At 31.9% G+C, this 14,676-nt stretch carries 8 protein-coding genes and 1 pseudogene; 2 read left to right on the plus strand and 7 right to left on the minus strand.

Annotated features, from left to right (window positions below; translation table 11 throughout):
• The first annotated feature begins 112 nt into the window (after nt 1-112).
• On the plus strand, nt 113-718 hold the full coding sequence (locus tag ACSULM_RS07540; RefSeq protein ID WP_436861817.1) for a LysR family transcriptional regulator substrate-binding protein: 606 nt from the start codon (nt 113-115) through the stop codon (nt 716-718).
• Nucleotides 719-1,045: 327 nt separating this feature from the next.
• Here ACSULM_RS07540 and mprF read toward each other — a convergent pair whose 3' ends face one another.
• The 3 genes and pseudogenes from mprF to ACSULM_RS07555 form a co-directional block, all read right to left on the minus strand.
• Nucleotides 1,046-3,571, minus strand: a complete 2,526-nt coding sequence (gene mprF, locus ACSULM_RS07545) for a bifunctional lysylphosphatidylglycerol flippase/synthetase MprF (RefSeq protein ID WP_436861820.1) — start codon at nt 3,569-3,571, stop codon at nt 1,046-1,048.
• Between the two features lie 240 nt (nt 3,572-3,811).
• Nucleotides 3,812-5,038, minus strand: coding sequence for an AI-2E family transporter (locus ACSULM_RS07550; RefSeq protein WP_436861823.1), 1,227 nt, complete (start codon nt 5,036-5,038; stop codon nt 3,812-3,814).
• Nucleotides 5,039-5,487: 449 nt separating this feature from the next.
• Nucleotides 5,488-6,545 (minus strand): annotated as a pseudogene (locus ACSULM_RS07555) (acyltransferase).
• Nucleotides 6,546-6,799: 254 nt separating this feature from the next.
• Between ACSULM_RS07555 and ACSULM_RS07560 the strand changes: the two are divergent.
• Nucleotides 6,800-7,372 carry a hypothetical protein gene (locus ACSULM_RS07560; RefSeq protein WP_436861826.1) on the plus strand — a complete coding sequence of 191 codons (573 nt, stop codon included), beginning with the start codon at nt 6,800-6,802 and terminating at the stop codon, nt 7,370-7,372.
• A 146-nt stretch (nt 7,373-7,518) separates the two neighbouring features.
• On the opposite strand, the gene glcT is transcribed toward ACSULM_RS07560, so the two are convergent.
• The 4 genes from glcT to parE form a co-directional block, all read right to left on the minus strand.
• Nucleotides 7,519-8,367, minus strand: a complete 849-nt coding sequence (gene glcT, locus ACSULM_RS07565) for a glucose PTS transporter transcription antiterminator GlcT (protein WP_436861828.1) — start codon at nt 8,365-8,367, stop codon at nt 7,519-7,521.
• 213 nt (nt 8,368-8,580) lie between these two features.
• Nucleotides 8,581-10,023: an alanine/glycine:cation symporter family protein gene (locus ACSULM_RS07570; RefSeq protein WP_436861831.1), complete on the minus strand. Its 1,443-nt coding sequence runs from the start codon at nt 10,021-10,023 to the stop codon at nt 8,581-8,583.
• A 208-nt stretch (nt 10,024-10,231) separates the two neighbouring features.
• A complete protein-coding gene (gene parC / locus ACSULM_RS07575) occupies nt 10,232-12,634 on the minus strand; it encodes a DNA topoisomerase IV subunit A (protein ID WP_436861833.1) in 2,403 nt (800 codons plus the stop codon).
• Nucleotides 12,631-14,625 carry a DNA topoisomerase IV subunit B gene (gene parE / locus ACSULM_RS07580; protein ID WP_436861921.1) on the minus strand — a complete coding sequence of 665 codons (1,995 nt, stop codon included), beginning with the start codon at nt 14,623-14,625 and terminating at the stop codon, nt 12,631-12,633. Before parE ends, parC begins: the two co-directional genes overlap by 4 nt.
• Between the last annotated feature and the right edge of the window lie 51 nt (nt 14,626-14,676).

The following is a 14,676-nucleotide window of genomic DNA, read 5'->3' on the forward strand; positions in this document are numbered from 1 at the left end:
ATAAATCATCGACCAAGAAAGTGTCTTAATTGGTGTACACCTTATGAAATTTTCACTGTAAGTCTGTTGCAGTTAAATTGACAATTCATCAATGAAAAAAGAATTAGAATCTTTGAAAGAATTAACCACAGCATCAAACGGAACGGATATAAGAATTGGATTACTCCCTAGCTTTTCTTTATATAAATTAGATAAAAATATCCAACAAACGTTCGGCAAAGGGATATCAATTAAAATAGAAAGTAATACACATAACTTATTAGAATACTTATATAATGGTGATATTGATTTACTCATTGGTGATACAACCTCAATAAAGCACCATCAGTTATTTACAAAATCATTGTATAAAGAACCTTTTATGGTTGTTTTCTCGCAACATAATCTATTAAATGGTATGAACTCAATTAAATTAAATGACATATTAATGCAAAATATTTTTGTGCTAAATTCACCTTGCGATACGTTAACGTTTATTAAAAATGCTTTTTCTGAACATAGGCTAAACTTAGAATATAAATCTGATTTAGAGTCCATATTCGCTAGTATTAAAAATAATCAAGGTATAACCATCATGCCTCAATCATTAGCAAACAAAGTAGAACATATGAATCTAATATATAAACCTTTAGCACATTATGTAAGAGAAGTAGGTTTAATCGCCTATAGTGATCAAACTGTCGACCAGGTTTTCAATATTTTAAAAGATAAACATTGAAAACGCATTACTCCTTAACACGCTATAAGTATACTAATACACTTATATTCCAAAAAGAAATGATAAAGATAAAATAACTACTATAAATAAATTAATATTGCATTTCATCATTGAAAGCGTTTTCTATTGATGATATATTATGTGCATACCTAAATAAGAGGTAATTAGAAATTCAAACGTTAGAGTCAAAATGGTATTTAGTCAATATCATCGTTAGTTTATTACGTAGTTAATGACTTCTCCAGCAATTAACTACAAAAACCATTAAGCACTAATAACTCCTTAAAACACCCCACATACATATAGCATGTGGGGTGTTTCGTCTATTTATTTACTTTTTCTAATAACACGCATTACTTTTAACATACTCACCCATAATGAATGACGTTTACGATATACAAGAAATCTTGGTTCCCAATTTGGATTGAATTTTTCTTTATATTTCCTTAATCCTTGGAATCTATACAAGCCATTAAAGTGTTCAAATACACGTCCTGCTATACGTTCACCATAAAATGAGTAAGGAATCTGTCCAACATTGGACAACGTAGCCATCCCCATATTAAATCGTTCATAGTCATTGGCTTGTGACCAGAGCAGCATATTTAAATATAGTGCATCCATCAATGGTAATTCTATCTCAGGATTCCATCTAATCAAATCTACCGACATCGTACTTCTATAATACGTAGGCATCAACGAGCAAAATGCAATAATAGATTGATTTCCGTCTTTTAAAATTGCAATCGGTGCTTTTGATAAATAATTTTCATCAAAACTTCCCACTGAAAAATGCATTTCTTCTTTATCTGCTAACCATTCATCACTGATATGTTTCAACTCACTAATCAACGCTTGTGAGAATGGTGGCTCTAACACTTCAAAACTAATATTCAAATCATCTAGTTTATTAAGCGTTGCACGAAGCCCACGTTTCTTCTTACCAGAAGTTGTAAATGTTGTTAAGTCTATCACAGACTCTTCGCCCAATTTGAAAAATTGATTACCAAAACTATGGTATAAAGACATATTACGGTCCGTTACTTGATAGAAAATGATATCGTAACCCAAATACTCTGCTTCACGATAAAACACCTCTAACAAATGGTGGAATGCATCAGGGTTTCCAATTGGGTCACCTAACACGATATATGCATTATGTTGATAGCGATACATTAAAAATGCATCTTGTTTTTCATTAATAAAAAATTTCTTATCTCCACTATACATCAAATGACTTAAATAATTACCACCATATTGTTCTACAATAGCGGCACACGCCTCAATATCGTCACGCGTATTTGATGATCTATAACGATATTCAAACCACCAAACAATAACACCTACGATAATAGCAACTAGCAAAACTGTAAACCAGAAATAATATCTTAGGATAGAAGTATCTACTTCTATGTGATAAATATCTAATGTATAGAAAGTAGTAGAAATAACTAAATGATTAATATATAAAATAATGGCGCTAATAACAAAACTTAAGAATAGTTTATTATATCTAAATGGTCGTTTTATTACACGAGCCCTTCTATAAAATACTAACAACAATATTAGCATGACAATAAGCCAACTTAACAACATAAATGATGCATAAGTGTAAGCAGTCGCAACAAATATTAAAACTATCGAAATAATAGAAAATAAAATCGCACGTTTAGACAAGCGATATACGCCTACAACATTCAATAGCAATAACAAACACGCGCAAGTATGTACTGACACGATGATATAGTAAATATAATGATTCGGATCATACAAACCATCGTAGATAATTGTTAAATTGTTCAGGAAGAATACTAAACTTGTAAATAACAGAAGTACTGCAATTGAAAATGAAGGTGCACGCGCAATAATGTCTTTTTGATATGAGGCTAATAGCGATGTCATATCTTTAACAGGCACTGATATTCTTGAATCTTCCCAATAGCGTTTAGCAGTACCACGGAATTCGAATGTTGATAAAATCAATGCAACCAACACAGGGAATAGATAATATGCAAAACGATATAATAATAATGCTAAAACAATCTCTTCTTCAGGAACATTTATATGTTTTAGTCCTAAGAGTAAAACAAGGTCAAACGTACCAAATCCGCCTGGAATAAAACTAATTAAGCCTGATAACGCTGCAATTATAAATATCCCCATGAATGTTGAGAATGGCAATTGTACTCCAACCATCATTAAAGCCATATATAATACTAATGCGGCCACAAACCACTCTACACCTGAAACGATCGTGCAGTAAACACCTAGCAGTCTATGCGCTTTTTGTACTGGCTTTAAAATTGTCATAATTACAAAAGCTGGTAAAAATAACGCAACCACATACATCAACCATTTTATCCATGGATAAGGACTAAAAATATGTGATACATCAAATATATGCAACACTACTAAAATTGATAGCAAACTTAGCCCCGTTAACATTGAAATTAATACGATAGATATCGTATGAATGAGTGCTTTTTTATCTTCAGTTGCATTTTTATAAAATAAGAAACGGACACTTGCACCTATGAAACCACCGAAGCCTACAACAGCATTCAAAGCATTCACAATGTAACCGACACGAACCGTTTTTAATAACGATATTTTTAAATTTAGCGTTTTTGCTAATATGACATCATACATGGAAAGTACAATAATAGAGGCTCCACCAGCTAAAAATAACAACACAAGTGACACTCTATTTATTTTTCCAAATGAATGTAAAGTTTCTTTTAAATTTATATGCGATAACTCTTTATATAGTGTAAATACAACAATAATAAATAGTGCTACCGCAAAAACTATTTTCAATATAGAGAATAATCTACTTCTCATTTCCTTAGACATGTTTTCACTTCGCTTTTTGTTAATCTAATCTTCAATAAAAATATAGCACAATAATAATATATAAGAAATGAATTTTTAAGAATATATTCTAACATAATTGTTAGATGAATTATATAAATAAAAAAGTACAGTAATATACGATCAACACTAGAATTCGATCATATATACTGTACTTATAGAATCACTATCAATAGCAGTTAATAGCTATCCTCGAAATTTCAATAATATAATATTAACGCTTTATCGCGCGTCTTCTTCAGATGTAATTTCATATTCACCAGCATCCTCACCATAGTATTTGTTATATCTACGTTTATACATAGAGTATAAATGCGACACTAGTACTTTTAATATCGCATATGCAGGGATACCTAGTATCACACCTACTACACCTAATAGGTTTCCAGCACTCAACAAGATAAAGATAATTGTTAATGGATGAATTTTTAGTGTTTTACCCATGATATTCGGTGATATGAAATGTCCTTCAATAAATTGAACAGCCGTCCACACAACAATCAACTTTAATAGCATAATTGGTGATGTGATAAGCGCGATAATAATCGCTGGTGATATAGCAATCGTTGGTCCAATGTATGGCACAACACTTGTTACTGCCGCAATACAAGCTAAAATCAAGCTATAATCTAATCCAATAATACTATAACCTATGAATAGTAGAATACCGATACAAAATGACACAATAATTTGTCCTTGTATATACGAACCTACTTGAACACTCATTTTATCTAATAAATCATGAAAATCTTTTCTGAATTTTGGTGGCATTAATTTTGTTGAAAAATCTTTGAAACGATGGCCATCTTTAAGCATAAAGAATAATACAAATGGTGTCGTTGCGATGACAACACCTACATTAACAATCGCCTCAGCAAAGTTTCTTACTTTTGAACCAAAACCATTAAAATAGTCAGAAACCATAGATGGTAACTTTTTAGCTAAATCATCCAATTGTGTTTGAATTTGTCCATAAAAATTAGAAATCAAGGAATTCTTGGTAACATTATCGATAAATTGATTTACTTTATCTACATAATATGGGAAATTGTTGCCAAAAGTTTTAAACTGAGTCCCAATAACTGGAATCAATAAGTTAATTGCTAAGGCAATCACGCCAATGATAACCAAGAATAAAATGATAACGCCCCATAAACGTGATATATTATAGCGTTCCATTAAGTTGACTAATGGATTTAACAAATAATACAAAATAATCGATACAACAATCGGTGCTGCAATTGTGTTAAATACGATTATAAATGGTTTGAATATATAAGATACTTGATCAAATATAAATATTGCAATACCTAAAAGTATCAGCAAAAACAAACCAAATAATAAATCTTTACCGCCCATAAATTTCATGAAGCGGGTTTCAGGAAAACTAAGTCTTAATTTTTCTTTTTTCTTTTTTTCTTCTTGTCTTACATTGTCTTCATTCGACATATATAACTCACCATACCTTAACTTAATGCTTTGAATTTGCAATTATATATTCTATTCGATAATATACTGTACAAAATTATATCATAGAATGGCTTAATCGTCTTAATTACTTCGATTCTATCATATCACATACATACTATTACACATATTTATTCTATACCTTAACAATTACTTTAAAGTATGTAATTTCCATAAAAACAAACACATATAATAATATTTCTATATTAATTTTTATTTTAAAATTAAATCGAACAGAAGCTGGTGTTAACTAAGACGTTTTCATAACCATTAATGTCGAAGGAAATTCGGAATAAAAAGTTTGATATAAGCACATTTTCACTTCAATTATTTACCGACTAATTGAACAGGAGTCCGAAACAACTATTTTTGTCTCAGACTCCTGTTTTTTTACCTTCTATTTTTAATTGTAATTATATTTTTTTAGCGTACTATACGCTTGTATTTGTTGTTTTAGCCGCTTTTTTCTTTGGAATAGGAACAATATAATTACCATATGGTAATTTACCAATAAGGTAAACAATCAGTACTGAGAGCGCAACTGTTAATATAAACACACCAACAAATTTACTTTTAGGCGCAATGCTTTCTATCACTGGTAGACGCTTTACAAATTGAATTGCTACGTAATGTACTAAATAAATACCCATAGAGTAATTGCCAATTAAAGTTAATGTTTTTAGAATTATTTCATTTTTTTGACATGCTCATATAAATAATTTAGAAAAACAATAAAGAATGGAATATATATCATATTCGATATCGTAATAGAGCTTTGTAAATTGTTTAAATCGATGCTTAATAATAAATCAATCAATAAGAACCCTATAATAATTGATAAAATGGCCTTATATTTAAATATTAGTTTTCTAATTTCATTATAAAATTTAGCATATACAATACCTAGCATAAAGAACGATATCCAATTCATAATAAATAATTTATCATTTACAAAACGCTCAATACCACCGCCACCTAGAGAAACAGGTCCCATTCTAATCCAAATAATATTGGCGATAGTAGCTAAAATATAGATTCCAATAACTGGCCAACCTTTTTTGAATTTTTGTAAAATTGGAAATAAAAAATAAAATTGGATAACTGTCAAAATAAAATAAAGGTGGAAATTAGCTTTTCCATATATAAAGTAATTCAATAATTTTCCATCTTCTTCAAGGTTATGTAAGTAGAAAGCTCTGTATATTAAGTAAAATACAGTCCAAATGATATAAGGAATAAATATTTTACTAAAACGCGATTTAACAAAATAATCAAAATTAAATCCTCTGTTAACTACTGAAATTGTTAGTAAAAAGGCACTAATTACTGCGAAAATAGGTGTACCTAATCTTGCTATTTGATTAACGTAACCCAAACCATCTGATGCAAAGGCACTTCCCGATAAGGCAATGCTATTAACTGTATGTATAGCAACAACTAACATGGCAGCTACAGATCTTATTATAGGTATCTCATCGTAATACTTCATCTGTATAAATCCTCCTAATCTCAAATTAGACAGAATATTAAGTATAATATAATCCAACTTTACGGTAAACTGTTTTTACAATTAAAAAATAAAGTTAACAACTTTATTACGTGCAATTCATATTTCCAATAGTTACCTTTAAGTTCCATACCAATAAATATTTTATTTTCATTAAAATCACTTTATTTAACATAAATAAAATTGTATAATGTATCAATACATATATCACACAACTTAAATACAGGAGTATTTCATTGAAAAAGACAATTATCATTTTATTCATTTTTTTAATCAGTGTAGCTGGTTGTAGTTACACTGGAAGTTCTAAAAAGCAAATAAGTGACCCTATGTCATTTGCAAAGGCAAGATTAGGTAGTACATTCTATTCTAAAAACGACAACACAACTTATAAATCAATTCAGAAATTCACAAATAATAACACAACTCCAGACGGTATCACTTCAACAGATAATAAAAATTTTAAAACAAAGTTCAGTTATTTAGTTGTTGAAAATACAAAAACCCATGAACGTTACTTAGGTTACTTTGGTGACATCATTAATGAAACACCAAACCCTATAAAATTTACTGGCGATGTAAAAATAATAATAGGAAAAAATACTGTTCTAGATATGCCCAAACCTACTTCATTAGTAGATGAATTAGATGTAGGTACTAAAAAACGTGGATATGCACTTACTAAATTAGATTCTAAAAAGCAACTCAAACATATAGAAATTGAAATTAACAAACCATTAGATACATATCACCAACAAGATTATAGTGAAAAAGTTGAAATAACACTTTATGATAAACACAAAAAATAAACCAATTAAGGATGCACTTTCATCAAATAGTTTGTTTATATGAAAACACACAAAAAACCGAATGCGACTAATGGCATTCGGTTTTTTGTTGGTTATAAATTCGAATTAGTTCGTAATTTAAGTGTAATTACAATTTATTCAGGATCTCATTCAACCTTTTGATTCTCCATAAAGTGATAAACATGTAAAGTTAGATAAATTACTTCAGCTTCATATACTTTAACATTTAATTCCTGTTGTAAAAACTTCATGATTTTCAATGCAATATTAAATGCAACTGGATATTGCGTTTTTAATAACGCTTCAAACGCATTCTTTTTTTGCAATGATTCACCGTTTCTCAATCTTTTAATCAAAAATTGTATGTGCCTAATAAACCTCTGATATTGAATTGATTCCTTATCTATTTTATGTTTTAAATCATGTTCTAAAATAAAAATACTTTTATTAATTAATCTATTAATTAAATCCATTTCTCTCATCGATAATGATTCTGTATTAGATGCAATATGTAATGCGATAAAGCCAATTTCATCTTCTGGAAACTGTACGTCAAGTACATGATTTAAACGTTCAATTACTTTTTCTGCTATTTCATAAGCTTCGCTATATAATTGTTTTGTTTCCTCCACAAACGGATTATTAATCAATTGATTCTGTTTTAATCGTTTATACGCAAAAATAATATGATCTGTTAAAGAAATGACTAACTTTTGATTATCTACTTTCATCACAGCGTTTGTAATGATATTAACTGCATCAATGACAGCTTGAATTAATGTATCATCTGCCAATTCCATCAATGTTTTATAGTGATCTTGTTGCGGTTTTTGATCCAAAATATATACTTTTTCAATGGTCTGATTGTCCTGTAGTATCATTCCACTTTTCTTATTAAATCCAATGCCTTTAGCAATTAGTACAAATTCCTGTTGAGCTTTAGTACAAATAATAACATTATTATTTAACACCTTAGTTATTAGGTATGCATTCACATCAATCATCCTTCTTTTTATGTCAATAGATATTATATAGCGAATGATTAAAAATTGAAAGAAATAATCCCATGTGATATATAATTCTGAATTCCTAAATATACTTTTTTAATAATTAAATAAAGCGTCTTTCAAATGAACACATTTTCGTGCTCGCTTCGAAAGACGCTTACAGTTTTTATCGTAAGTCATATTCAATTAATTTATTACGCTTTACTTTTTCATGCCCCAACTTTCAATACCAAATAAATTGATTTCCAATTCTTCTGGTCTGAACACAGGTTTTTTACCTGCTTTACGTTGACGCTGATAATCGTTCATTACTGCAAAAGCAATATTCGATAAGCCAATAATTGCAACTAAGTTGACGATTGCCATTAGTCCCATAAATACATCTGCAGTGCTCCAAACTGTCTCAGTTTTAATAACTGCACCTACAAATACAAGTACGACAACTAAACATCTAAAAATAAATAAAATTGATTTGTTTTTAGATAAAAACTCAATATTGGATTGTCCGTAGTAGTAATTACCCACTACAGAAGAGAATGCGAATAGTGTAATGGCAATAGTTAAGAAAATACCACCTGCACTACCAAGGTGTTCATTTAATGCTGATTGTGTTACTGCAACCCCTTGCGCTGCATTTTCACCAAATTCTAATCCTGAATAAAGTAAAATCATAATTGCAGTAGCAGTACACACTAACATCGTATCAAAGAATACACCAAGTGACTGAATAAGCCCCTGCTTCACTGGGTGAGGCGCAGCTGCTGTAGCAGCTGCATTTGGCGCTGACCCCATACCAGCTTCATTGGAGAAGAGGCCACGTTTTACACCTTGAAGTATAGCTGCACCTACAGCCCCACCGGCTGCTTGCTCAAATCCAAATGCACTTTTAATGATTGTTGTAATCATTGGAATAATTTGATCATAATTTATAATCAAAATTACAACTACTAAGCCAATGTATATAAGTGCCATAACTGGAACTATAATCGATGATAGTTTAGCAATGCTACGCACACCACCGAATATAATAACTGCAGTTAAAATTGCCAATATAATACCTGTAATAAATGGACTAACATTGTATTGCGTTTTTAATGATTCTGCAATTGTGTTAGATTGAACGGTATTAAATACAAATGCAAATGTAACTGTGATCAATATGGCAAATACAATACCTAGCCATTTTTGATTTAAACCTTTTGTAATGTAATACGCCGGTCCTCCACGGAAGCCACCTTCTTCATCAGGTACTTTATATACCTGTGCAAGTGTTGCCTCAATAAATGCACTGGCTGCACCAATAAAAGCAATAAGCCACATCCAGAACACGGCACCAGGTCCTCCAAGGACTATTGCCGTAGCAACACCAGCAATATTACCCGTTCCAACTCTTGATCCTGCGCTGATAGCAAATGCTTGGAATGGTGAGATTCCTTTTTTACCACTATCTAATGTTTCTGGTTTCTCACCAATTGCACGAAACATTTCTGGTATCCATCTTAATTGAACAAACTTAGAGCCGATTGTAAAGAATATACCGGCTGTAATTAACAGTCCAATCAAATATTGCGACCAGATTAAATCATTCCCGACTTGAACAAATGCTTTGAACCAATCCGGAATTAAACTATCAAAATCTTTCAATTTAATCCCTCTCATCTATGTAATTTTCAATATCAAATTAGAGTAAGAGACTTATAGCCAGTAAAATAAGAAAAAGTGTGTACCAGGCTAAGGCCTAGTACAACGCTTTTTTGACTGCTATAAATCTCTCTTTTTAAATATTTATTGCACCTAATTGGTATTTTATCACTATATAGTTGTATTTACTAATAATTTTTTAAAAGCTGTATTAGTAAACCTCTAAATCTATAATTTCACCAAACTCATTGGTATCAACAATAAAGCTACCATTCGTGTATTGTTCAGATAAATGGATATCTTTAACTGCACCAGATTCATGTTTCTTTTCTGAATAAATTGTATAGCTTACTTGATGAGGCTGTACAACTTTGGCTGCTACAATACGATGAGGTGTCTTTTTAAGTTCTTTCAATAACGTAATACCTCGTTGTGCACGTTTCGCTGTTTGCAGTACTTTAAAGGCAATACGTTTTAACGCGCCTCTTTGTGTCGCCATTAATATTGTATGCGCTTCGTTAACTACTTGTGATAACACAACAAAATCGCCATCTTTTAAATTAATCGATTTCACACCTGCAGCTCTTAAGCCAGTATCTGACAATTCGTCACTGCTATATGTGAGCGACATTCCTTTATTCGTAAGAACAGTAATCAATTCTGGTGTATCAATACGCATAACGTCAATAATCTCATCCTCACTTTTCACTTTCATAGCAACAAGGGGTTTATTATAACGGGAAGTTTTAAACATAGACACATTACTACGTTTAATCATACCATTTCGTGTAGCTAACACATAAAATGCTTCAGGTTTAAAATCACTTTCACAATACGCGTCTACAACAAACTCACCCTCGTCAAGTGGCACAATTTGCGAAACATGTTGTCCTAAATCCTTCCACTTAATTTCAGCTAATTTATGGACAGGTATAAAGAGATAGCGTCCTTTATTAGTAAATACGAGTGCTGTATCTAGCGTATTAACTTCTTGATATTTCATCATCGCGTCGCCATCTTTAACACCAATTTCTTCCACACCACTTGCATTGAAACTACGCACAGATGTACGTTTAATATATCCATGTTTAGTTATGCTCATGATAACAGTTTCACTAGGTATCATTACTTCTTTATCAATTTTAATTTCAGTAATTTCTGCTTCAATCGCAGACAAGCGCCCTTGTTTAAATCGATTGCGAATGTCTGTTAATTCTTCTTTGATAACATTAAGTAGCGCATCATGATTATCTAAAATATTTCTTAGACTTTCAATAAGTGCTTTTAACTCGTCGTGTTCTTGTTGTAATTGCACAATATCTGTATTTGTTAAACGATATAATTGTAAAGTTACTATCGCTTCAGCCTGTGCTTCTGTAAAATCAAATTCAGCGACTAAGTTATCTTTTGCATCTTTTTTATTTTTAGAAGCTCTGATTAATTTAATAACTTCATCTAGAATAGATAAAGCTTTCATTAGACCTTCAACAATATGCATTCTACTTTCTGCATGCTCTAACTCATAGCGCGTACGTTTCGTCACTACATCAATTTGATGATTTAAATAGCTATCAATAAATTGGCGCAGCCCCATTAATACAGGACGACCATCACTAATTGCGACCATATTAAAGTTATAAGCAACTTGTAAATCTGTATTTTTGTATAAGAAATTTAGCACAGCTTCACTATTTACATCTTTTTTCAATTCAATCGCAATACGTAATCCAGTTCGGTCTGTTTCATCTCTGACTTCAACAATACCTTCAACTTTCTTATCTGCTCGTAGTTCGTCCATTTTCTTAACAAGTGCACTCTTATTGACTTCATAAGGTACTTCAGTCACTATTAATTGTTTTCTGCCATTACGTAATTCTTCGACTTCAACTTTTGAACGAACGATAATTTTACCTTTACCGCTTTCATAAGCTTTTTTGATTCCATCAACGCCCTGAATAATACCACCAGTTGGAAAGTCAGGACCTTTAATATATTTCATTAATTGACTAACAGTGATATCCGGATTATCAATATATTTCAATGTGGCTTGTATGACTTCACCAAGATTATGCGGTGGAATATCTGTAGCATAACCAGCTGAAATACCTGTACTACCATTTATTAATAGGTTCGGCAATCTAGCTGGCAATACCATTGGTTCCATTGTCGTATCATCATAGTTAGGCATAAACGGTACAGTTTCTTTATTAATGTCACGTAGCAATTCTTCTGATATACGGCTTAATTTCGCCTCTGTATAACGCATTGCTGCGGCTGGATCATTATCAATACTACCGTTATTCCCTTGCATTTCAATAAGTACATGGCGCAATTTCCAGTCTTGACTGAGTCGAACCATAGCATCATAGACAGACGAATCCCCATGAGGGTGGTACTGTCCAATCACGTCACCGACTGTTTTAGCACTTTTACGGAAATTTTTATCATATGTATTCCCGCTTGAATACATTGCATATAAAATACGTCTTTGAACAGGTTTGAGCCCATCACGAACGTCTGGCAATGCACGCTCTTGAATGATGTATTTACTGTATCTACCAAAACGATCGCCAATAACATCTTCTAGCGATAAATCTTGAATTATTTCACTCAATTTACTTCCTCCTCATTCGGATGATCCTGTTCCAATATTTGAATTTCATTATTATCTAAAATACTTTGCTCTTCTTGTAGACCAAATTCAACGTGCTTTTCAATCCATTCACGTCTTGGAGCAACCTTGTCACCCATCAACGTTGTTACACGCTTAGACGAACGTAATTCATCTTCAACCTGAACTCTGATTAATGTTCTAGTATCTGGATTCATCGTAGTTTCCCATAATTGGTCGGCGTTCATTTCACCTAAACCTTTATAACGTTGCAATGAAAAACCTTTACCTAATTGTTTTTGTAGCTTTTCAAGTTCTTCGTCAGTCCAAGCATACTCTATTTTTCTAGATGCACCTTTACCTTTTTCTAATTTATAAAGTGGTGGCAGTGCAATAAACACTCTTCCAGCTTCAACAAGCGGTTTCATATATTTGAAAAAGAATGTTAATAACAACACTTGGATATGGGCACCATCTGTATCGGCATCTGTCATAATAATAATTCTATTATAATTACTATCTTCGATTTTAAATTCATTACCCACACCTGCACCTATAGTATGGATGATCGTATTGATTTCTTCGTTTTTGAAAATATCGTCTAAACGTGCTTTTTCAGTATTAATTACTTTACCTCTAAGCGGTAAAATTGCTTGATATTTACGATCTCTTCCTAATTTTGCTGAACCACCCGCAGAATCACCCTCAACTAAGTATAATTCTTTCTTCTCAGTATTTTTACTTTGTGCGGGTGTTAATTTCCCTGAAAGCAATGTATCTTTGCGCTTATTCTTTTTACCTGAACGAGCGTCTTCACGCGCTTTACGTGCAGCTTCACGTGCTTGTTGTGCTTTTAGTGCCTTTTTAACAAGGGATTTTGATAATTGTCCTTTTTCTTCTAGATAATAAGGTAATTTATCTGCTACGACAGCATCGACAGCACTTCTTGCTTCAGGTGTACCTAATTTAGACTTTGTCTGTCCTTCAAATTGTAATAATTCTTCTGGAATACGAATCGAAATGATTGCAGTAAGTCCTTCTCTGATATCGTTTCCATCTAAATTCTTATCTTTTTCTTTTAATTCATTGATACGACGCGCATAATCATTGAACACTCTTGTCATTGCAGTCTTAAATCCGACTTCATGGGTACCACCATCTTTAGTACGCACATTATTAACAAAACTCAATATTCCTTCTGAATATTGATCGTTATATTGAAACGCAACTTCTACTTCAATATTATTTGCTTCTCCAGTAAAGTCTGCTACATCATGCAATACTTCTTTTCCTTCGTTTACATAAGCTACGAATTCTTTAATACCATCTTCATAATGGAATACATCTTCACGTTCTTTTCCAGCTCTTAAATCTTTTAATGTGATTCTTAGGCTTTTCAATAAAAATGCTGATTCTTGTAAACGTTCACTTAAAACATCGTAATTAAATGATGTAGAGGCAGTAAATATTTCAGGATCTGGTTTAAATGTAACTTTTGTACCTGTTCTCTTTGTTTTACCATGTTTTTCTAGACCAGTTGTTGGTTTGCCACCATCAGCAAAACTTTGTGTATAAATATTGCCATCTCTATGTATTTCAACTTCTACCCATTCACTTAATGCGTTTACTACAGACGCACCAACACCGTGTAATCCACCTGATGTTTTATAGCCACCTTGTCCAAATTTCCCACCTGCATGAAGTACTGTGAAGATGACTTGTACAGTAGGTTTCCCTGATGTATGAATACCTGTAGGCATCCCACGTCCATCATCTTCTATCGTAATACTTTCATCCTTATTAATAGTCACTGATATTTCATTTCCATAACCATTTAATACTTCATCGACGGAATTATCGACAATTTCATATACTAGATGATGTAATCCACGTTTATCGGTAGAACCAATATACATCCCAGGTCTCTTTCTAACGGCCTCTAATCCCTCAAGTACCTGGATGGAATCATCCGAATAATTATTTTTCTTATTCATTGTCAATCGTTTCGCCCTCCTACAAACGTACGTTCGTTTTTAAAACTATAC

It is taken from the genome of Staphylococcus caeli (assembly GCF_051413795.1).
Lineage (GTDB): Bacteria > Bacillota > Bacilli > Staphylococcales > Staphylococcaceae > Staphylococcus > Staphylococcus caeli_A.